This window comes from Pseudomonas sp. QC2 (assembly GCF_002859085.1).
In the GTDB taxonomy this organism is placed as follows: Bacteria; Pseudomonadota; Gammaproteobacteria; order Pseudomonadales; family Pseudomonadaceae; genus Aquipseudomonas; species Aquipseudomonas petroselini.
In genome coordinates, this window is record NZ_PKKS01000018.1 from 280141 (window position 1) to 302014 (window position 21874).

20 protein-coding genes are annotated in these 21874 nt (G+C 57.9%); 3 read left to right on the top strand and 17 right to left on the bottom strand.

Going from position 1 to position 21874, the window contains the following annotated elements:
• Positions 1 to 53: 53 nt before the first annotated feature.
• The 16 genes from glmS to mnmG all read right to left on the bottom strand — a co-directional run bounded on the left by glmS (position 54) and on the right by mnmG (position 15866).
• Positions 54 to 1886: a glutamine--fructose-6-phosphate transaminase (isomerizing) gene (glmS, locus tag QCBJ_RS17210; protein ID WP_015886641.1), complete on the bottom strand. Its 1833-nt coding sequence runs from the start codon at positions 1884 to 1886 to the stop codon at positions 54 to 56.
• A 10-nt stretch (positions 1887 to 1896) separates the two neighbouring features.
• Entirely contained in the window at positions 1897 to 2664 is a 768-nt protein-coding gene (locus QCBJ_RS17215; protein ID WP_015886642.1) for a DeoR/GlpR family DNA-binding transcription regulator, read from the bottom strand.
• A 227-nt stretch (positions 2665 to 2891) separates the two neighbouring features.
• Positions 2892 to 4259, bottom strand: coding sequence for a bifunctional UDP-N-acetylglucosamine diphosphorylase/glucosamine-1-phosphate N-acetyltransferase GlmU (gene glmU, locus QCBJ_RS17220; RefSeq protein WP_015886643.1), 1368 nt, complete (start codon positions 4257 to 4259; stop codon positions 2892 to 2894).
• 123 nt (positions 4260 to 4382) lie between these two features.
• A complete protein-coding gene (locus tag QCBJ_RS17225; protein WP_015886644.1) occupies positions 4383 to 4799 on the bottom strand; it encodes a F0F1 ATP synthase subunit epsilon in 417 nt (138 codons plus the stop codon).
• Between the two features lie 44 nt (positions 4800 to 4843).
• Entirely contained in the window at positions 4844 to 6220 is a 1377-nt protein-coding gene (gene atpD / locus QCBJ_RS17230) for a F0F1 ATP synthase subunit beta (RefSeq protein ID WP_015886645.1), read from the bottom strand.
• Between the two features lie 27 nt (positions 6221 to 6247).
• Positions 6248 to 7108, bottom strand: a complete 861-nt coding sequence (atpG, locus tag QCBJ_RS17235) for a F0F1 ATP synthase subunit gamma (RefSeq protein ID WP_003195829.1) — start codon at positions 7106 to 7108, stop codon at positions 6248 to 6250.
• 50 nt (positions 7109 to 7158) lie between these two features.
• Positions 7159 to 8703 (bottom strand): F0F1 ATP synthase subunit alpha, encoded by a 1545-nt coding sequence (atpA, locus tag QCBJ_RS17240; RefSeq protein ID WP_003177064.1) that lies wholly within the window; start codon positions 8701 to 8703, stop codon positions 7159 to 7161.
• 21 nt (positions 8704 to 8724) lie between these two features.
• The gene (locus tag QCBJ_RS17245) at positions 8725 to 9261 is read right to left on the bottom strand and encodes a F0F1 ATP synthase subunit delta (protein WP_015886646.1); all 537 of its coding nucleotides are present in this window, start codon (positions 9259 to 9261) and stop codon (positions 8725 to 8727) included.
• 12 nt (positions 9262 to 9273) lie between these two features.
• Positions 9274 to 9744: a F0F1 ATP synthase subunit B gene (locus tag QCBJ_RS17250; RefSeq protein ID WP_015886647.1), complete on the bottom strand. Its 471-nt coding sequence runs from the start codon at positions 9742 to 9744 to the stop codon at positions 9274 to 9276.
• 57 nt (positions 9745 to 9801) lie between these two features.
• A complete protein-coding gene (gene atpE, locus QCBJ_RS17255) occupies positions 9802 to 10059 on the bottom strand; it encodes a F0F1 ATP synthase subunit C (protein ID WP_002555987.1) in 258 nt (85 codons plus the stop codon).
• A 133-nt stretch (positions 10060 to 10192) separates the two neighbouring features.
• Positions 10193 to 11062, bottom strand: a complete 870-nt coding sequence (gene atpB, locus QCBJ_RS17260) for a F0F1 ATP synthase subunit A (protein ID WP_015886648.1) — start codon at positions 11060 to 11062, stop codon at positions 10193 to 10195.
• 16 nt (positions 11063 to 11078) lie between these two features.
• Positions 11079 to 11486 (bottom strand): F0F1 ATP synthase subunit I, encoded by a 408-nt coding sequence (locus QCBJ_RS17265; protein WP_015886649.1) that lies wholly within the window; start codon positions 11484 to 11486, stop codon positions 11079 to 11081.
• Between the two features lie 148 nt (positions 11487 to 11634).
• Positions 11635 to 12507 carry a ParB/RepB/Spo0J family partition protein gene (locus QCBJ_RS17270; protein WP_102061239.1) on the bottom strand — a complete coding sequence of 291 codons (873 nt, stop codon included), beginning with the start codon at positions 12505 to 12507 and terminating at the stop codon, positions 11635 to 11637.
• A 9-nt stretch (positions 12508 to 12516) separates the two neighbouring features.
• Complete coding sequence (locus tag QCBJ_RS17275; RefSeq protein ID WP_015886651.1) at positions 12517 to 13314, bottom strand: ParA family protein; 798 nt, start codon at positions 13312 to 13314, stop codon at positions 12517 to 12519.
• An 18-nt stretch (positions 13315 to 13332) separates the two neighbouring features.
• Complete coding sequence (gene rsmG, locus QCBJ_RS17280) at positions 13333 to 13977, bottom strand: 16S rRNA (guanine(527)-N(7))-methyltransferase RsmG (protein WP_015886652.1); 645 nt, start codon at positions 13975 to 13977, stop codon at positions 13333 to 13335.
• Positions 13974 to 15866, bottom strand: coding sequence for a tRNA uridine-5-carboxymethylaminomethyl(34) synthesis enzyme MnmG (mnmG, locus tag QCBJ_RS17285; RefSeq protein WP_043206345.1), 1893 nt, complete (start codon positions 15864 to 15866; stop codon positions 13974 to 13976). Before mnmG ends, rsmG begins: the two co-directional genes overlap by 4 nt.
• 565 nt (positions 15867 to 16431) lie before the next feature.
• Here mnmG and QCBJ_RS17290 point away from each other — a divergent pair.
• From QCBJ_RS17290 to QCBJ_RS17300, 3 genes are all read left to right on the top strand, one after another.
• Complete coding sequence (locus QCBJ_RS17290; RefSeq protein ID WP_093544803.1) at positions 16432 to 16938, top strand: sigma-70 family RNA polymerase sigma factor; 507 nt, start codon at positions 16432 to 16434, stop codon at positions 16936 to 16938.
• The gene (locus QCBJ_RS17295; RefSeq protein WP_102061240.1) at positions 16938 to 17882 is read left to right on the top strand and encodes a FecR domain-containing protein; all 945 of its coding nucleotides are present in this window, start codon (positions 16938 to 16940) and stop codon (positions 17880 to 17882) included. The genes QCBJ_RS17290 and QCBJ_RS17295 overlap by 1 nt, the downstream gene beginning before the upstream one ends.
• Positions 17883 to 17974: 92 nt before the next feature.
• Positions 17975 to 20413 carry a TonB-dependent siderophore receptor gene (locus QCBJ_RS17300; RefSeq protein ID WP_102061241.1) on the top strand — a complete coding sequence of 813 codons (2439 nt, stop codon included), beginning with the start codon at positions 17975 to 17977 and terminating at the stop codon, positions 20411 to 20413.
• A gap of 83 nt (positions 20414 to 20496) precedes the next feature.
• Here the strand turns inward: QCBJ_RS17300 and mnmE are convergent, their stop codons facing one another.
• A complete protein-coding gene (gene mnmE, locus QCBJ_RS17305; protein ID WP_046035856.1) occupies positions 20497 to 21867 on the bottom strand; it encodes a tRNA uridine-5-carboxymethylaminomethyl(34) synthesis GTPase MnmE in 1371 nt (456 codons plus the stop codon).
• Positions 21868 to 21874: the final 7 nt, after the last annotated feature.

Genomic DNA, 21874 nt, shown 5'->3' on the forward strand with positions numbered 1-21874 from the left:
GCGTCCTTTCGCGGTAGCCTGGAGACCCGGGCGGGTCTCCAGGGCGTAGCGGGTTACTCCACCGTCACCGACTTCGCCAGGTTGCGCGGCTGGTCCACGTCGGTGCCCTTGAGCACGGCAACGTAGTACGACAGCAGTTGCAGCGGGATGGTGTAGAGGATCGGCGACAGGGTGTCATTGATGTGCGGCATGTTGATGACGTGGGTGCCTTCCCCGTTGGTCATGCCGGCTTTCTCATCGGCGAACACTACCAGTTGACCGCCACGGGCGCGGACTTCCTGCAGGTTGGATTTGAGTTTTTCCAACAGTTCGTTGTTCGGCGCCACGGTGACCACCGGCATGTCGTCATCCACCAGGGCCAATGGGCCGTGTTTGAGCTCACCGGCCGGGTAGGCTTCGGCGTGGATGTACGAAATTTCCTTGAGCTTGAGTGAGCCTTCCATCGCCACTGGGTATTGCGCGCCACGGCCAAGGAACAGGGTGTGGTTCTTGTCGGCGAACAGTTCTGCGACTTTTTCCACGGTGCTGTCCATTGCCAGGGCTTCACCCAGGCGGGTTGGCAGGCGGCGCAGTTCTTCGACCAGGGTCGCTTCAACGCCTTCGGCCAGGGTGCCGCGAACCTGGCCCAGGGACAGGGTGAGCAACAACAGGCCAACCAGTTGGGTGGTGAAGGCTTTGGTGGAGGCCACGCCGATTTCGCGACCGGCCTGGGTCAGCAAGGTCAGGTCGGATTCGCGCACCAGGGAGCTGATGCTGACGTTGCAGATGGCCAGGCTGGCCAGGAAGCCCAGCTCCTTGGCATTGCGCAGGGCCGCCAGGGTGTCGGCGGTTTCGCCGGACTGGGAGATGGTCACGAACAGGGTATCGGGTTGCACCACCACCTTGCGGTAGCGGAACTCACTGGCGACTTCCACCTGGCACGGGATGCCGGCCAGTTCTTCCAGCCAGTAACGGGCAACCATGCCGGCGTGGTAGCTGGTACCGCAAGCCACGATCTGCACGTTGCGCACTTTGGCAAACAGTTCGGCAGCTTGCGGACCGAAGGCGTTGACCAGTACCTGGTTCTGGCTCAGGCGACCTTCCAGGGTGCGTTGCACCACGGCTGGCTGCTCGTGGATTTCCTTGAGCATGAAGTGGCGGTATTCACCTTTGTCGGCGGCTTCGGCACCGTCGCGGTATTGCACGGCTTCGCGCTCGACGGATTGACCGTTAACGTCCCAGATCTGCACGCTTTCACGGCGGATGTCGGCGATATCGCCTTCTTCCAGGTACATGAAGCGGTCGGTGACTTGGCGCAGGGCCAGTTGGTCGGAGGCGAGGAAGTTTTCACCCAGGCCCAGGCCGATCACCAACGGGCTGCCACTGCGGGCGGCAACCACGCGGTCGGGCTGGCTGGCGCTGACCACGGCCAGGCCATAGGCACCGTGCAGTTCCTTGACCGTGGCCTTCAGGGCGACGGTCAGGTCGCCAAGGTCCTTGAGTTTATGGTTGAGCAGGTGAGCGATGACTTCGGTGTCGGTGTCCGAGGTGAACACATAACCCAAGCCTTTGAGTTGTTCACGCAGCACTTCGTGGTTTTCGATGATGCCGTTATGGACCACCGCCAGGTCACCGGAGAAGTGCGGGTGGGCATTGCGTTCGCACGGCGCACCGTGGGTCGCCCAACGGGTGTGGGCAATCCCCAGGCGACCGACCAGCGGCTCGCCAAGCAGGGCTTGCTCCAACTCGCTGACCTTGCCCGGGCGGCGCATGCGCTCGAGCTTGCCGGCATTGGTGAAGACGGCCACACCGGCGCTGTCATAGCCACGGTATTCCAGGCGCTTGAGGCCTTCGAGCAGGATGGCGGTTACGTTACGTTCAGCGACTGCGCCTACGATGCCACACATGGTGTTTCTCCTAGATGATTGCCGCGCATATCAGCGTAATGCCGCGGGCTTGGATCTGGTCGCGGGCCTCAAGCGGCAGGCGATCATCGGTGATAAGGGTATGGACGCTGCTCCAGGGCAGTTCCAGGTTGGGAATCTTGCGGCCGATCTTGTCCGATTCGACCATCACCACCACTTCACGGGCGACCTCGGCCATGACACGGCTCAGGCCCAGCAATTCGTTGAAGGTGGTGGTACCACGCTGCAAATCGATGCCGTCGGCGCCGATGAACAGTTGATCAAAGTCGTAGGATCGCAGCACTTGCTCGGCGACCTGGCCCTGGAACGAATCCGAATGCGGGTCCCAGGTGCCGCCGGTCATCAACAACACCGGCTCGTGTTCCAGTTCGCTCAAGGCGCTGGCCACGTGCAGGGAGTTGGTCATCACCACCAGGCCGGGCTGGTGGCCCAGCTCGGGGATCATCGCGGCGGTGGTGCTGCCGCTGTCGATAATGATGCGTGCGTGTTCGCGCAGGCGCATGACCGCAGCACGCGCAATCGCACGCTTGTAGACCGACACCGGTTGAGTGGCATCGCCCACCAGCTCCTGAGGCATGGTGATTGCGCCACCGTAGCGGCGCAGCAACAGGCCGTTGCTTTCCAGCGCCGCCAGGTCCTTGCGGATGGTAACTTCCGAGGTTTCGAAACGCTTGGCCAATTCGTCCACGCTGACTTCGCCCTGTTCATTGAGCAAGGTCAGGATGTTGTGGCGCCGTTGGGGTGTATTTCGTTTCGACATGGCGATGATAAGTTTCGTTTCGAAAGATAACGAAGGCAATCAAAACCTATCGGCGAAAGATCGTCAAGCAGCAAACCTCATTTTTTCAAGCTATACAAAACAAATGTGGGAGGGGGCTTGCTCCCGATCGCGGCAGATCAGTCAACTTTGCATCGACTGAACCACCGCCATCGGGAGCAAGCCCCCTCCCACATTGGCGTTATGCTGCCTGTGAAATTGTGGATAACTCAGGTCTTTTTGATTTTGACCGGGCGTTTCCAGCCGTCGATATTGCGTTGGCGGGCGCGGGCTACGGCCAGTTGGGACTTATCCACATCCTGGTTGATGGTTGAGCCCGCGGCAGTGTTCGAACCATCACCGATAGTCACTGGCGCAATCAACGAGTTATTCGAGCCGATAAATACGTCCTCACCAATAGTGGTCTGGTACTTGTTGGCACCGTCGTAGTTGCAGGTGATTGCGCCAGCGCCGATGTTGCTGCGAGCACCGATCACGGCATCACCGAGATAGGCCAAGTGGCCGGCCTTCGCATCGTCACCCATTTTCGCGTTTTTCAGCTCGACGAAATTGCCAACGTGCGCCCTGGCGCCCATCACTGTCCCCGGACGCAGCCGCGCAAACGGGCCGGCATCGCTGCCCTCCCCCATTACGGCGCCATCGATATGGCTGTTGGCCTTGATCACCGCCCCCTTGCGCAGGGTACTGTCCTTGATCACACAGTTAGGGCCGATCACCACGTCGTCTTCGATGATCACACGGCCTTCGAGGATCACGTTGATATCGATCAGCACATCGCGACCCACGCTGACTTCTCCGCGCACATCGAAGCGTGCCGGGTCGCGCAGGGTCACACCCTGGGCCATCAGGCGACGACCTTCGCGCAACTGGTAGTGGCGTTCAAGCTCTGCAAGCTGCTTACGGTCGTTGGCGCCCTGCACTTCCATCGGGTCGTGGGGTTGTTCGGTGGCGACCAGCAGGCCATCGCTCACGGCCATTTCGATGACGTCGGTGAGGTAGTACTCGCCTTGGGCGTTGTTGTTGGACAGACGGCTCATCCAGTCAGCGAGCTTATTGGCCGGTACTGCGAGAATGCCGGTGTTGCCTTCGGTGATCGCGCGTTGGGCCTCGCTTGCGTCCTTGTGCTCCACGATAGCCGCGACCTTGCCGTCGGCATTACGCACGATGCGCCCATAGCCGGTAGGGTCGTCCAGTTCGACGGTCAGCAGGCCCATCTGGCCAGGCACGACGTGCTTGAGGAGGCGTTGCAGGGTTTCCACTTCGATCAACGGTACGTCGCCGTAGAGGATCAACACCGTATCGGCGGTGATGAACGGCACCGCCTGCGCAGTGGCGTGGCCGGTACCCAATTGCTTATCTTGGAGAACGAAATTCAAGTCGTCTGCGGCGAGGCGTTCACGCACCACGTCCGCACCGTGACCGATCACCACGTGAATGCGCTGTGGGTCGAGTTGTCGAGCGCTGTGGATAACATGGCCAAGCATGGAGTTGCCGGCAACCGGGTGCAGCACCTTGGGCAGGGCCGAACGCATACGGGTGCCCTGGCCTGCGGCGAGAATGACGATTTCAAGAGACATGAATGGCTACCAATCCTGGGCGGTCCGGCGTCAGACCAACGAAGTGTTTTGCTGAAAAAGAAAAAGGGTAGCCGAGGCTACCCTTTTTAATCAATCGCGCATGAAGCATGACGGCGTGGCCGCTTACTTCTTACGGATCTGCTGGAGCGTGCGCAGCTGAGCTGCAGCCTCAGCCAGACGTACAGCAGCAGCGCTGTAGTCGAAGTCCGCACCCTTTTCGTTCAGGGCTTTCTCGGCAGCCTTGACGGCTTCCTGAGCGGAGGCTTCATCCAGGTCGCCAGCACGTTGCACAGTGTCGGCAAGTACCTTGACCATGTTCGGCTGAACCTCGAGGAAACCACCAGAGATGTAAAACACCTCTTTTTCCCCGCCTTGCTTGGTCAGCGTGATCGGACCTGGCTTCAAGCTGGTGATCAACGGCGCGTGGCCCATGGCAATACCCAGGTCACCCAGGTCGCCGTGTGCAATCACCATTTCTACCAGACCGGAGAAGATTTCCCCTTCCGCGCTGACGATATCGCAATGGACTGTCATAGCCATCTGATTGCCTCAACCTGATGAGCGCCCGTTGCCGGGCGCTTGGATTACAGTTTCTTGGCTTTCTCGATCGCTTCTTCGATGCCGCCGACCATGTAGAACGCTTGTTCTGGCAGGTGGTCGTAGTCACCGTTGAGGATGCCTTTGAAGCCAGCAATGGTGTCTTTCAGGGAAACGTATTTACCCGAGGCACCGGTGAAGACTTCAGCCACGAAGAACGGCTGCGACAAGAAGCGCTGGATCTTACGAGCGCGGGATACCAACTGCTTGTCGGTTTCCGACAGCTCGTCCATACCCAGGATCGCAATGATGTCCTTCAGTTCTTTGTAACGCTGCAGCACGTACTGAACGCCGCGAGCGGTGTCGTAGTGCTCCTGGCCGATCACGTTCGGGTCCAGCTGGCGCGAAGTCGAGTCGAGTGGATCGACCGCTGGGTAGATACCCAGGGAAGCGATGTCACGGGACAGTACGACGGTGGCGTCCAAGTGGGCGAAGGTGGTCGCAGGCGACGGGTCGGTCAAGTCATCCGCAGGTACGTATACCGCTTGGATCGAAGTGATCGAACCTTCCTTGGTCGAAGTGATACGTTCTTGCAGAACGCCCATCTCTTCAGCCAGGGTCGGCTGGTAACCTACTGCCGAAGGCATACGGCCCAGCAGTGCGGATACTTCAGTACCGGCCAGGGTGTAACGGTAGATGTTGTCGACGAACAGCAGAACGTCGTTACCTTCGTCACGGAACTTCTCGGCCATGGTCAGGCCAGTCAGTGCTACGCGCAGACGGTTTCCCGGCGGCTCGTTCATCTGACCGTAAACCAGTGCCACTTTGTCCAGAACGTTGGAGTCCTTCATCTCGTGGTAGAAGTCGTTACCCTCACGAGTACGCTCACCCACACCAGCGAACACGGAATAACCGCTGTGCTCGATGGCGATGTTACGGATCAGTTCCATCATGTTTACGGTCTTGCCTACACCGGCACCACCGAACAGACCGACTTTACCGCCCTTGGCGAACGGGCAAACCAGGTCGATAACCTTGATGCCGGTTTCCAGCAGGTCGTTGCCGCCAGCTTGTTCGGCGAACGAAGGTGCTGGACGGTGAATGCCCCAGCGCTCTTCGGTGTCGATCGGGCCAGCTTCGTCAATCGGGTTGCCCAGTACGTCCATGATCCGGCCCAGGGTCGCTTTACCGACTGGTACGGAGATGGCAGCGCCAGTGTCGACAACGTCCAGACCGCGCTTCAAGCCTTCGGTGGAACCCATCGCAATGGTACGAACTACGCCGTCGCCCAGCTGCTGCTGAACTTCCAGAGTAGTTTCCGCGCCTTGTACTTTCAGCGCGTTGTAGATGCTCGGTACGCTGTCGCGTGGAAATTCCACGTCGATAACGGCGCCGATGATTTGAACGATACGTCCGCTACTCATAGCTGGATCCTCTGAATATTTGAACCGTTAAACCGCGGCAGCGCCGCCGACGATTTCCGAGATCTCTTGGGTGATCGCAGCCTGACGCGCCTTGTTGTAGATCAACTGCAAATCGCTGATCAGATCACCGGCGTTATCGGTAGCGTTTTTCATCGCGATCATCCGCGCCGCTTGTTCAGCTGCGTTGTTCTCGACCACCGCCTGGTACACCTGCGACTCCACGTAGCGCACCATCAAGCCGTCAAGCAGCTCTTTGGCGTCTGGTTCGTAGAGGTAGTCCCAGTGGTGCTTGAGTTCCTGATCCGGAGTCGCCACCAGTGGAATCAATTGCTCCACGGTTGGCTGCTGGGTCATGGTGTTGATGAACTTGTTGGATACCACGGACAGGCGGTCAATCCGGCCTTCCAGGTACGCATCCAGCATCACCTTCACACTGCCGATCAAATCATTGATCGACGGCTCTTCACCCAGGTGGCTGATAGCTGCAACGACGTTACCGCCGAAGTTACGGAAAAAGGCCGCACCCTTGCTACCAACAACACACAGATCGATCTCGACGCCGTTTTCGCGGTTTACCGCCATGTCCTTGACCAGGGCCTTGAACAGGTTGGTATTCAAACCACCGCACAAACCACGGTCACTGCTCACTACCACATAACCCACACGCTTGACGGCGCGTTCGATCATGAACGGGTGGCGGTATTCCGGGTTGGCGTTGGCCAGATGCCCAATTACCTGGCGGATACGTTCCGCATAAGGACGGCTAGCAGCCATGCGCATTTGTGCCTTGCGCATTTTGCTGACCGCCACTTTTTCCATGGCGCTGGTAATTTTTTGCGTGCTTTTGATGCTCGCAATCTTACTGCGAATCTCTTTTGCGCCTGCCATGTAACACCTATCAGGTTAGCAAGCGGGAGCCTTGCGGCTCCCGCTGCGGCTTACCAGGTTTGGGTGGCCTTGAACTTCTCGATACCGGCTTTCATGCCAGCGTCGATATCGTCATTGAAGTCACCCTTCACGTTGATCTTCGCCATCAATTCGGCGTGATCGCGGTTGAAGTAAGCAATCAGCGCTTGTTCAAAGCTGCCGACCTTGGCGATTTCAACGTCGGTCAGGAACCCACGCTCAGCGGCATACAGCGACAACGCCATGTCAGCGATCGACATTGGGGCGTATTGCTTCTGCTTCATCAGCTCGGTAACGCGCTGACCATGCTCAAGTTGCTTACGGGTCGCTTCGTCCAGGTCAGAAGCGAACTGGGCGAATGCCGCCAGTTCACGGTACTGAGCCAGAGCGGTACGGATACCACCGGAGAGCTTCTTGATGATCTTGGTCTGAGCGGCACCACCCACACGGGATACCGAAACACCGGCGTTCACTGCAGGGCGGATGCCCGAGTTGAACATGGCCGATTCCAGGAAGATCTGACCGTCGGTGATGGAAATCACGTTGGTCGGAACGAACGCGGAAACGTCGCCAGCCTGGGTTTCGATGATCGGCAGTGCGGTCAGGGAACCGGTTTTGCCGGTCACTGCGCCGTTGGTGAACTTCTCTACGTATTCTTCCGAAACGCGGGATGCGCGCTCCAGCAGACGGGAGTGGAGATAGAACACGTCGCCTGGGTAGGCTTCACGGCCTGGTGGACGGCGCAGCAGCAGGGAAATCTGGCGGTAAGCCACTGCTTGCTTGGACAGATCGTCATAAACGATCAGCGCGTCTTCACCGCGGTCGCGGAAGAATTCACCCATGGTGCAACCGGAGTACGGTGCCAGGAATTGCAGCGCAGGAGATTCCGAAGCACTGGCAGCCACGATGATCGTGTTGGCCAGGGCGCCGTTTTCTTCCAGCTTGCGAACCACGTTGGCGATGGTCGATTGCTTCTGACCGATGGCTACGTAGACGCAGAAAATGCCGCTGTTCTTCTGGTTGATGATCGCGTCGATCGCCAGAGCGGTTTTACCGATCTGACGGTCACCGATGATCAGCTCACGCTGGCCACGGCCGACAGGGATCATGGCATCGACAGCCTTGTAGCCAGTCTGTACAGGCTGGTCTACCGACTTACGCCAGATCACGCCTGGAGCAACTTTCTCGACCGCGTCGGTCTCGGTGTTGCCCAGTGGACCTTTACCGTCAACAGGGTTACCCAGTGCGTCGACTACGCGACCCAGCAGTTCCTTACCAACCGGAACCTCCAGGATGCGGCCGGTGCACTTGGCGCTCATGCCTTCAGCCAGACTGGTGTACGCGCCCAATACAACGGCACCTACGGAGTCTTGCTCCAGGTTGAGGGCCATACCGTAGACGCCGCCCGGAAACTCGATCATCTCGCCGTACATAACGTCGGCCAGACCGTGAATCCGCACGATGCCGTCAGATACGCTGACGACAGTGCCTTCGTTACGGGCTTGGGAGGTCACATCGAGCTTGTCGATGCGGCCCTTGATAATTTCACTTATTTCGGAAGGATTGAGTTGCTGCATTGCTCTGCTGCCCCTTCAAACTCAAGATTTCAATGCTTCGGCAAGTTTCGCGATTTTGCCGCGAATCGAGCCATCGATAACCAGGTCGCCGGCACGGATAACAACACCACCAATCAGGGATGCGTCCTCCGAAGCTTGCAGGCGCACTTCCCGATTGAGTCGTGCACTGAGAACCTTGGCGAGTTTGTCTTGCTGTTCTTGGTTCAATGCAAAAGCACTGGTCACTTCAACGTCTACCGATTTCTCTGCTTCGGCCTTGTACAGGTCGAACAGAGCGGCAATCTCCGGCAAAAGCGGGAGACGGTCGTTTTCGGCAACGACGTGGATGAAGTTCTGCACTTTCACATCAAACTTGTCGCCGCACACTTCAATAAAAGTGGCGGCCTTGTCTGCGCTCGTCAGGCGCGGGGCCTTGAGCACGCGCTGCATGGTGTCGTCTTGCGACACTGCTGCAGCCAGGCCGAGCATGGCTGACCAAGAGGCCAGCTGCTGGTGGGCCTGGGCGTGCTCGAAGGCTGCCTTAGCGTAAGGTCGGGCCAACGTGGTCAGTTCTGCCATGATCGCCCTCGCTTAAATTTCAGCAGCCAGTTTGTTAACCAGCTCCGCGTGCGCGTTTTGATCGATTGTGGCACCGAGGATCTTCTCAGCACCGCCGACCGCCAGAGCACCCAGTTGGGCACGCAGCGCGTCTTTGACGCCGTTCAGTTCCTGTTCGATCTCGGCATGAGCCGAAGCCTTCACACGGTCAGCTTCGACGCGGGCTTTTTCAACAGCCTCTTCGACGATCTGGTTACCGCGCTTCTTGGCTTGCTCAATGATTTCAGCTGCCTGTGCTTTAGCATCGCGCAGTTGATGACCCACTTTCTCTTGGGCCAACTCCAGGTCGCGAGCTGCACGGCTGGCAGCGTCCAAGCCATCAGCGATCTTCTTCTGACGTTCGTGCAAAGCCGCGATGACCGGAGGCCACACGAACTTCATGCAAAACACTACAAAAATGAAGAACGCAACGGATTGGCCAATCAGGGTTGCATTAATGTTCACGCCAACACCTCGCTCATTCGTTGTCCATCACTCCAATCAACTCGAAAATTCGAGTGATTAGCCAGCGAGTTGACCAACGAAGGGGTTCGCGAAGGTGAAGAACAGAGCGATACCAACGCCGATCATGGTCACGGCGTCGAGCAGGCCGGCGACGATGAACATTTTAACTTGCAGCATTGGAACCATTTCTGGTTGACGCGCTGCGCCTTCCAGGAATTTGCCGCCCAGCAGGCCGAAACCAATGGCAGTACCCAGGGCGCCCAGGCCGATCAACAGTGCAACAGCGATAGCGGTTAGACCAACTACAGTTTCCATCTTTCCTCCCGACTTTTACGTCGTATGGTTTAGGTTTTTTAGATTTTAAAGCGGTAAAACAAATCGTTTCATAGCCCTGGTGGGCCACCTTCCCGTTTCACCGGGAAGGACATCAGACTAGTCGAGACTGGTCTTAATGGTTCTCTTCGTGTGCCATCGACAGGTAGACGATGGTCAGCATCATGAAGATGAAGGCCTGCAGGGTAATGATCAGGATGTGGAACACAGCCCACGCCCACTGCAGAACCACGCCCAGGCCGCTAAGCCAGAGCAGACCACTGCCGAACATCACAGCGATCAGAATGAACACCAGCTCGCCGGCATACATGTTGCCGAACAGTCGCAGCGCCAGGGAAATCGGCTTGGCGATCAGGGTCACGAATTCCAGCAGGAAGTTCACCGGAATCAGCAGGGCTTGAACGAAGATGTTCTTGCTGCCGAACGGGTGCAGAGTCAGTTCGCCGATAAAGCCGCCGATGCCTTTGACCTTGATGCTGTAGAAAATGATCAACGCAAACACCGACAGGGCCATGCCCAGGGTGGCGTTAGGGTCAGTCGTCGATACGGCACGGAATGGAATGTGCGCATCGCCCGTAATCAGGATGGCCAACTGAGGAATCCAGTCGACCGGGATCAGGTCGACGGCGTTCATCAGGAACACCCAGACGAAGATGGTCAGTGCCAACGGTGCAATCACCGGGCTACGGCCATGGAAGCTGTCTTTCACGCTGCCATCGACGAATTCGACCAGTACTTCAACGAAGTTCTGCAAAGCACCTGGCTGACCGGACGTTGCCTTCTTTGCCGCCATGCGGAAAATCAGGACGAAGATCAGACCCAATGCGACCGACCAGCCCAGAGTGTCCAGGTGGAAAGCCCAGAAGCCCATTTCTTTGGCCTCTGCTGCGGAGTGGGCAAAGCCCCAGCCGCCATTAGGAAGCTGACCGAAGGTCAGGTTCTGCAAGTGGTGCTGGATATAGCCCGAAGCGGTTGTTTCTGCCATGGTTGCCTCAAACGCCCTAAGGTTTCGAAAGTCTTGTTTTCATTAGCAGGGGAGCGAACCAGCTGACCAGTTGGGTCAACACGAAGACGCCGAATACAGCCAGCGGCGCCAATGGCTTCACACCTGCAAAGGTCAGTGCAAACAGCACTGCCGTCAAAATCAGTTTCCCCGCCTCGCCGGCATAAAAAGACCGGACGATAGCCTGGGCTGCTCGGGCGCCGGAAAACCGAAAGGCCCTGTGAGCAAAATACATATTGGGCAGCAAGGCTATCAGGCCTCCGCAGAGTCCTGAATATCCGGCTACGACTCCATGCCAATACCAAAGCGCCAATGCGGCGATCAGCAAAACGACAAATTGAGCCAATAAAACCGGAAAAACGGCCAAGCGATGGAACGGCAACGTGTTTGGCGTGCGGGTTTCCATCACTCTTGCTCCTCAATGGTCGGCTGCCGGAAATCAATAACTTGGCATAATTTGTGCCGACAAAATGCGCGCAGAGTATAGGGGCGGTTCTGCCCCTATTCAACTGCCGGGTAGTGATTTCCGATCACGCGCTACATAAGCAAATGTTTCAGCGGATGTGAGCAAGGACGCCCTGAAGCTCATCAAGGGAGTTATATCCGATGACCAATTGTCCTTTGCCTTTCTTACCGTGGCGAATTTGCACCGCAGAGCCTAGGCGCTCGGCCAGGCGCTGCTCGAGACGTGCGATATCCGGATCAGGTTTGGCCGTTTCGACCGGTGTAGGTTTGCCGCTGAGCCATTGGCGAACCAGGGCCTCGGTCTGACGAACGGTGAGACCTCGTGCGACAACGTGTCGCGCCCCTTCAACCTGTTGATTTTCCGGCAAACCGAGCAAAGCACGGGCGTGACCCATCTCCAGATCGCCGTGGGAAAGCATGGTCTTGATGACTTCCGGCAGTGCGATCAGGCGCAGCAAGTTCGAAACGGTAACGCGGGATTTCCCCACCGCCTCGGCCACTTGTTGTTGGGTCAGCTGGAATTCCTGCTGCAAACGTTGCAGCGCGATGGCTTCTTCAATCGGGTTGAGGTCTTCGCGCTGGATGTTCTCGATCAACGCCATGGCGATGGCGGTTTCATCCGGCACATCGCGCACCATCGCCGGGATGGTGTCCTTGCCGGCCTGCTGGCTCGCGCGCCAGCGGCGTTCACCGGCGATGATTTCAAAGCGGCCACCCCCAATCGGACGCACCACGATCGGCTGCATCACGCCCTGAGCCTTGATCGAATTGGCCAGCTCTTCCAGCGCCTGCGGGTCCATGTCCCGGCGAGGCTGGTATTTGCCGCGCTGGATAAGGTCCAGGGGCAGGTGTTGCAGCTCGCGTTCGTCGGCCTGCACCGCCTGTTCTTCAAGCGATGTGACGGTCGGACCACTCAACAGTGCATCCAGTCCACGTCCGAGACCTCGTTTCTTGACGGCCATGGGGATTCCTTAAGTTGGCTGGGCTGCAGCGGTGCGTGAGTTGCGGCGTTGGCGACGAACCATCTCGCCGGCCAGCGCCAAGTAGGCAATGGCACCACGCGAAGTCTTGTCATATGCCAGCGCAGGCATGCCATAGCTGGGTGCTTCGGCCAGGCGGATGTTGCGCGGAATCACGGTGTCGTACAACTGCTCGCCGAAGTGTTCCTTGAGCTGGGCCGACACATCATTCATCAGGCTCAGGCGCGGATCGAACATGGTACGCAGCAAGCCTTCGATCTGCAGGTTCGGGTTGAGCAGCTCGGCAATACGCTTGATGTTATCCACAAGGTCACTCAAGCCTTCCAGTGCGTAGTACTCGCACTGCATGGGGATAATCACGCCGTCGGCGGCCACCAGCGCGTTCAATGTCAGCATCGACAATGACGGTGGGCAGTCGATCAAAATGTAGTCGTAGTTCTCGCGGATCGGCGCCAATGCGCTGCGCAGACGGCTTTCTTTCATCTGCATTTCCAGCAGCACAACTTCCGCCGCGGTCAAATCGCGGTTGGCCGGCAGCAGTTGGTAACCGCCGTGTTCGGAGTAGTGCATGGCTTGGGCCAGGTCGCACTCACCAATCAGCAGGTCGTAGACCGAGTTTTCCAGGCCGTGTTTATCCACACCGCTACCCATGGTGGCGTTGCCCTGTGGATCGAGATCGATCAGCAGCACCCGACGCTTGGTGGCGACCAGGGATGCTGCGAGGTTGATGCAGGTGGTGGTTTTGCCCACGCCACCTTTCTGGTTCGCTATCGCGAATACCTTAGCCATTCTTGCTTGTGTTCCCAATCATGCCGTGCGGCGCAGTATCAGCAGATGGCGTTGGCCTTGGCAACCGGGTACGGCCAAGGCGTGTTCGCTATCGAGGTGGAAGTCTGCCGGCAATGCTAACAGCTCGTCGCTTGGATGAACGCCCTTCATTGCCAGCCAACGGGTGTCACGATCGCCCAGATGGCGGGTCCAGTTGCTGAAGTTCTCCATGCTGCTGAATGCCCGGGAAACGATTCCGTTGAAAGGCTGTTCAGGCGTGAAGCCTTCGACCCGGCTGTGGATAACTTGCAGGTTATCCAGTTTGAGTTCGAGTTTGACCTGGGTCAGGAAGCGGGTTTTCTTGCCATTGCTATCAAGGCAGGTCACTTGCGACTCGGGAAACAGGATCGCCAGCGGGATGCCGGGCATGCCGCCGCCACTGCCCACGTCGAGCCAACGACCGTTTTCGATAAACGGCATCACGCTCAAGCTGTCGAGCAGATGGCGGGAGACCATTTCGTCGGGATCACGCACTGCGGTCAGGTTGTAAGCCTTGTTCCATTTGATCAACAGGGCCAGGTAGCCCAACAGCAATTCATGCTGGGCCGGGGTCAGGTCGACGCCCAACTGGCGCGCACCTGTGGATAACTCTTCGGCGTGTTGCGAGGTGACCAACGAACTCAAGCGCTTTGCTCCAACTGACGGCCCGCGCCGCGTTTTTTCAAATGGATCATCAACAGCGAAATCGCTGCCGGGGTGACGCCGGGGATACGTGAAGCCTGGCCCAAAGTCTGCGGCCGAGTTATCCCCAGCTTGCTTTGGATTTCTTTCGACAGCCCGGAAATTCCGGTGTAGTCGATATCCGTAGGCAGCTTGGTGTCTTCACTGGCGCGCAGGCGAGCGATCTCATCCTGCTGGCGGTCAATGTAACCGGCGTATTTGGTCTTGATTTCGACCTGCTCGGCAACCTGTGGATCCTCTGCGCCCTGGCCAGTCACTTCGACCAGACCGGCGTAGTCGATTTCCGGACGCGACAGCAGGTTCAGCAAGTTGTACTCGTGGGTCAGCGGCGTGCCGAATTTTTCCGCAATCGCGTCGCCTTGTTCAGTGCCCGGGCGAACCCAGGTGCTTTTCAGGCGCTGCTCTTCGAGCGTGATGCTTTCGCGTTTTTTGCAGAAGGCTTCCCAGCGTGCGTCATCAACCAGGCCCAGCTCGCGACCTTTTTCGGTCAGGCGCAGGTCGGCGTTGTCTTCCCGCAGGATCAGGCGATATTCCGCCCGGGAAGTGAACATCCGGTACGGTTCCTGGGTACCCAGGGTAATCAGGTCGTCCACCAACACGCCGATGTACGCTTCATCGCGACGCGGGCACCAGCTGTCTTTGCCTTGAGCACGCAGTGCAGCATTGGTCCCGGCCAGCAAACCCTGGGCGCCGGCTTCTTCGTAACCGGTGGTGCCGTTGATTTGCCCAGCGAAGAACAGACCGCCGATCACTTTGGTTTCCAGGCTGTACTTCAGGTCACGCGGGTCGAAGTAGTCGTACTCGATGGCGTAGCCCGGACGCACGATGTGTGCGTTTTCCATACCGCGAATCGATTGCACGATCTGGATTTGCACGTCGAACGGCAGGGAAGTGGAAATCCCGTTCGGGTACAGCTCGTGGGTGGTCAAGCCTTCGGGTTCGATGAAGACCTGGTGGCTTTCCTTGTCGGCAAAGCGATGGATCTTGTCTTCGATCGACGGGCAATAACGCGGGCCAATGCCTTCGATCACCCCGGAATACATCGGCGAACGGTCGAGGTTCGCGGCGATGATCTCGTGGGTACGTGCATTGGTATGGGTAATCCAGCAGCTGACCTGTTTGGGGTGCTGCTCTTTGGAACCCATGAACGACATGACTGGGATCGGCGTATCGCCTGCTTGTTCGGTCATCACCGAGAAGTCCACAGAACGCCCGTCAATACGCGGCGGGGTCCCGGTTTTCAAGCGACCGACGCGCAGCGGCAGTTCACGCAGGCGTTTTGCCAGGGCAATCGATGGCGGATCGCCGGCGCGGCCACCGGAGTAATTCTGCATACCGATGTGGATAAGTCCGCCGAGGAATGTGCCGGTGGTCAACACCACGGATTCTGCCAGGAAGCGCAGGCCCATTTGCGTGACAACACCGCGTACCTGGTCCTGCTCGACGATCAGGTCATCCGCTGCTTGTTGAAATATCCACAGGTTCGGCTGGTTTTCCAGGGTTTCGCGAACGGCAGCCTTGTACAGGATGCGGTCAGCCTGTGCCCGAGTGGCACGTACGGCCGGACCTTTGCGGCTGTTGAGCACGCGAAATTGGATGCCACCTTTGTCGGTCGCCATGGCCATCACACCGCCAAGGGCGTCGATTTCCTTGACCAGGTGGCTTTTGCCGATCCCACCGATGGCGGGGTTGCAACTCATGGCACCGAGAGTTTCCACGTTATGCGTCAACAACAGGGTTTTTACGCCCATGCGTGCTGACGCCAGTGCTGCCTCGGTACCGGCATGACCGCCGCCGATGACGATCACTTCAAAACGGGAAGGGAAATCCACCACGCACCTCGTGCCTGCTTATGTAGGTAATTAGGAATTGATTGGTTGAGCTGGTTTTAGAGCTTTGGCGGCAAGTATAGGGACTTAGCCCTTCCTAAAGAACCCTTTGCACAAAATTTAACCAGCTGTGGATGAATCACAGACAATAGAAATTAAAAGAGAGAAATATATTAAAGCTTTGTTTTTATGTTTATTTCTACTGAACAACATTTCTGTGGATAGATCTCTACAGGCCTTAATTTACGTTGTGTACAGCGATTCAAAAGTCTGTGGTCATGTGCCAATGAGGCCGTTGGATAAGTGCGTTAAGCCTGTGGATTAAACAGGTGGTTATCCACAGAGGGGTTTTTGCTCAGGTTTCAGGCCCTGTTATCAACTGGGCACAGGAGCGGTTATTCACAGGGCTTAATCCACAGAAATCAGTGAATCTGGCTGTATTCTGTCCACGACGACGCCAGCGGAAACCTTCCACTCGGTGGTGAGCACGGCAAAAAGAGATCTATTGTGAGAAAACCGCAGGACAGTTAATAATAGCGATTATCATTAACCTGCCTTGTCATGCCCTATGTCCCCTTCCTCACACACGGCTGCGGTCCAGAACATCTATGAGCAGCACCATTCCTGGCTGCATGGGTGGCTCAAAGGTAAGTTGCATAACGCCTGCGATGCGGCCGATGTGGCGCACGATACGTTCGTGCGCATCCTGGGCGGGCGGCATGCGGCGCAGATTGTTGAACCGCGTGACTATTTGGCGACCATCGCCAGAGGCCTGGTGATTGATCGTTACCGTCGGCACGCCATCGAACAGGCCTACAAGCAGACCTTGGCCGAACGGCCTGAAGCGAATGCCATCAGCGAAGAAGATAAAGCCATCATCCTCGAGACGTTAGTGGCTGTGGATAAAGCCTTGTCTGCACTCGGTGAGCGGGCCCGGAGGATTTTCGTGCTGTCGCAGATCGAGGGGCTGACTTATCAACAGATTGCCGATCAGCTCCAGGTGTCACTGACCACGGTGAAAAAGCACATGATCCGTGCATTGACTGAATGCTCGCTGATCATGGCCAGCTTGTAATGGCGGCGCCTGATCGCAAGACCTTCGAGGCCGCTGCCAGTTGGTATGTGCAGTTTCAATCCCAGACACCGACCGCCGCCGAGCGCCATGCCTGGCAACAATGGCTCAACGGCGATCCGTCCCATCAGGCCGCGTGGAACCAGATGGAGCAGTTGCAGCGCAGTCTCGGCGCCCTGCCCCAGGATTTCACCCGCCGCGCATTGTCGACCAGCCAGCAACGTCGCCAGGTGTTGAAGTGGATGCTGGTGTTGGGCGGTACCGGGTACCTCGGCTGGAATGTTCAGCAACACACGCCCCTGGGCAACGTATGGGCCGACTACCGGACCTCCGTGGGTGAGCGCCGACGTGTCGAGCTGGCTGACGGCACGCGAATTGATCTGAACACCCGTACGGCAATTGACGTGGTATTCGATGGGCGTCAGCGTTTGATCCGCCTGCGTGAAGGTGAAGTACTTATCCACACAGGCAAGCGGGGTGGCCAAACGCCCTTTTATGTCGAGACGCGCCAAGGCCGAATCCAGGCCTTGGGCACCATATTCAACGTGCGCCAGTTGCCAGATTCCACACGTGTCGGCGTCCTGGAGGATCGGGTGAGCGTAGCGCCTGGTGACCAACCCAACCATGCGCGGCTACTCAGTGCCGGTGAAAGCGCTGACTTTGATCGCCAACACGTGGGGGTTAACCACGCGTACCGCAGCTCACAGGCGGCCTGGGTCGATGGTCAGTTGATCGTATTGAATGCTCGCCTCGGAGAGGTGATCGAAGACCTCGCCCGCTACCGCCCTGGCGTTCTGCAATGCGACTTGGCGTCGGCACGCCTGCGTGTCTCCGGGACCTTCCGCCTGGATTCCACCGATGCGGTACTGGCCAATCTGCAGGCAACACTGCCGATCCAGGTGAAGTACTTCACCCGCTATTGGGTTTCGGTCAAGCGAATCGGTTGATCGCAAAAAATATCCGCACCAGGGGTTATCTTTTTTTTACCTGACACGGCCCTACAGGTAATCACGACGTCACCTTCAGGGCTTACCCACCTATGCGCCTCCCTTCCAAGCTCCGCCAACGACTTTCCTACCACGGTATGACGTGCAGCCTGCTGCTCGCCACGGCAGCCACCGCCAGTGTTTTGTTATCCACTGATGCCCTGGCCGCCAGCGCGGTGCAGCACTACGTCATTGCAGCCGGTCCCCTGGACAATGCCTTGAGCCAATTTGCGGCCAAAGCGAACGTGATTCTGTCTTTCTCACCCCAGCAAACCGCGCGTTTGAGCACGACCGGGCTTGAGGGCGAGTATTCAGTGGAGCAAGGCTTTGCGCTGTTGCTGCAGAACTCGGGGTTACAAGCGGTATCCCAGGCGCCCGGCAGCTATGTCCTGCAAGTCATTCCCGCAGGGCAACTCACGCTTGCGCCCACCACGGTCAGCACTTATCAACAAAGCGGTTTCAACCAGGAGATCGCCGGGGATGTGGGCTACAAGGCACAAAACAGCCGCATCGGTACCAAGACCAGCACGCCCCTGTCAGAAACACCGCGTTCGGTATCGGTCGTCACCAGCCAGCGTATCAAGGACCAAAAGTCGCAAACCCTGACGGAAGTGTTGGGCTACGTGCCGGGTATCTTCGCGCCACCCTTTGCTGCCGGCGACGGTCTGGCCGGTGACCTGTTCTTCATTCGTGGTTTCAATGCCACGGATTACGGCTACGGTTTGCTGCGAGATGGCCTACGCGTACAAGGCAATCGGTATGACACCACCAGTGAGCCGTATGGCCTGGAGCGCGTCGAAATCTTCCGTGGCCCCTCTTCCCTGCTCTACGGCGAAAACGCACCTGGCGGCTTGGTGAACTTGGTGAGCAAACACCCGACTGCCACGCCGCAAGGTGAAGTCCAGCTGGGGTACGGCTCGAATAATCGGCGTCAGTTGGGTGTGGATATCTCGGGGCCGCTCAATGACAGCGGCAATATCCTTGGGCGGGTTGTGATGCTTGGTCGAAAATCCGACACGCAGACTGACCATGTGCCAGATGATCGCCTGTACATAGCCCCCTCACTGACCCTGAATTTCGACGACTACAACACCCTCACCCTGTTAGCCAATTACCAAAAGGACCACACCAATCTCGAACTTGGCCTACCAGCCGCGGGCACCTTGCTGAAAAATCCCAATGGCAAGCTGTCCAAGCACACCCTGCTCGGCGACCCGGACTGGAACACATTTGAACGTGAAGCCTGGAGCACCGGTTACGAATTCAGCCACAGCTTCAACGATGATTGGCAGTTCCGTCAGAACTCGCGGTATATGCAGTCCCGCATCAACCGTCATGAAACCTGGCCCAGCGCGCTGAATAACCGCGGATTCGGTACGCAACTGAACATGACTGCCTACGACCGCTACAACAAGTCGATGGTGTATTCCCTGGATAACCAGTTGGAAGGCAAATTCCAGGTGGGTGGCCTGGAAAACACCGTGCTGTTGGGTGCTAGCTATGACCGCACCTCTTTCAATCAGGATTGGGATGCCGGTTTCGCCGGCACCATCAATGTATATAACCCCGTGTATCTGCGTGATCCACTTACGCCCGTGGCGGTGCAAAACACCTTGCTCGAGCAGCAGATGAAAGGCGTTTATGCACAGATCCAGAGCAAGTATGACCACTGGCTGTTCCTGCTGGGTGGTCGTCAGGACTGGGTCGACAGCGATTTCCGCGACAAGGTCAACAAGGCCAGCAACACCGGCTCGGAAGACCGCAAGTTCACCTACCAGGGCGGGGTGATGTACCAGTTCGACAACGGCCTGACGCCGTACGTCAGCTACTCCACCGCATTTGTGCCGGTGCAGCAGATCTCCAATGCCGGTTCGCCGCTGAAGCCGATTACCAGCAGCCAGTACGAAGTGGGTGTGAAGTACGAGCCGATCGGCTGGGATACGGCGATGACCCTGTCGGTGTATGACCTGCGCAAGGAAGACGACACCTACCTCGACGCCACCACCAACAGCTATCGCCAGGTGGGCGAAAGCCGGGCTAAAGGTGCGGAAGTCGAGGTGAACAGCAACATCACGCCCAACCTGAATGTGACGGCCGCCTACACCTACACTGACGCTCGGATTACCAAGGATTCGGCTACATCGCTGGTCGAAGGGCACCAGATGACGGGAGTTCCACGCAACCAGGCTTCGGTGTGGGGCAAGTACCGATTCCTTGATGGCCAACTCAAAGGCTTGTCCCTGGGCGGCGGTGTGCGTTATTTCGACAGCACCTTTTCCTACACCGCGCCAACGCTGTACGGGAAGTTGGATGCAGGAAGCGTCACCTTGGTGGACGCAGCCGTTGGCTATCAGATCGACAAACATTGGTCTGTGGACGTGAACGCCAAGAACCTGTTCGACAAGGAATATGTATCTGGTTGCAACGACGCGGGCCGCTGCTATTGGGGTGAAAGCCGTACGCTGCTTGGGACGGTTTCGTATAACTGGTGATGGATGAGGGCCTGAAGAATTCTGCTGTTCTTCAGGCCGCTATCGCTGGCAAGCCAGCGCCTACAGGGGTGTGGATAACTTGGTTATTTGCCGATGCAGAAGCTGGAAAATATCCGCCCCAACAAATCATCGGAGCTGAATGCGCCGGTGATTTCTCCCAGCAGTTGCTGCGCCTGGCGTAAATCCTCAGCCAGCAGCTCCCCTGCCCCCGCCAAGGTCAATTGCGCCCGACCATGCTCCAACGCTGCGCTCGCATGACGCAACGCCTCCAGGTGCCTGCGGCGCGCACTGAAGCTGCTTTCCGACGTCTGCTCGTAACCCATGCAGGCCTTGAGGTGCTCGCGCAGCAATTCCAGACCTTCACCTGCCGATTTCGCGCTCAAGCTTAGAGTGACATGGCCATCCGCGCTGGTTTCCATGGCAATGGCTTCACCCGTCAAGTCGGCTTTGTTGCGAATCAAGGTGACTTTGGCCGGGTCCGGCCGTTGCTCGAGGAATTCCGGCCACAATGCAAAAGGATCCACAGCCTCGGGCGCCGTGGCATCCACCACCAGCAACACCCGATCCGCTTCGCCGATGGCTTTGAGTGCGCGTTCCACGCCGATCTTTTCCACCTGATCGTCGGTATCACGCAAACCTGCGGTATCGACTACATGCAGTGGCATGCCGTCGATGTGGATATGTTCGCGCAGGATATCCCGGGTGGTACCGGCAATCTCGGTGACGATGGCGGCTTCACGCCCCGCCAGCGCATTGAGCAGGCTGGATTTACCCGCATTCGGCCGCCCAGCGATCACCACCGTCATGCCGTCACGCAGCAGCGCGCCTTGCCCCGCTTCGCGCAGGACTGTGGATAACTCATCACGAACTTTATCCAGCATCGCCAATACGTGGCCATCGGCGAGAAAGTCGATTTCTTCCTCGGGAAAATCAATCGCGGCCTCGACGTAAATACGCAGGCTGATCAGTTGCTCGGTCAAGTTATGCACACGCAGGGAGAACGCGCCCTGCAGCGAGCGCAGTGCATTACGTGCAGCCTGTGCAGAACTGGCTTCGATCAAATCAGCAATGGCTTCAGCCTGGGCCAGGTCGAGCTTGTCATTGAGAAAGGCCCGTTCGCTGAATTCACCTGGCCTGGCCAAGCGACATCCCAGTTGCAGGCAACGTTGCAGCAACATATCCAGGACAACCGGGCCACCGTGACCCTGCAATTCCAGGACATCTTCCCCGGTAAACGAATTCGGGCCTGGAAAATAGAGGGCCAACCCCTCGTCCAGCACGCTTTGGTCAGCGTCCAGGAACGGTCCGTAATGGGCATAACGTGGCTTCAATTCACGGCCGCTGATAGCGTTGGCTGCAACGCTTGCGAGCGGCCCGGAAATTCTAACGATGCCGACACCGCCGCGACCTTGAGCGGTAGCGACGGCAGCGATGGTTTCACGAGGTGCGCTCATCAGCAGA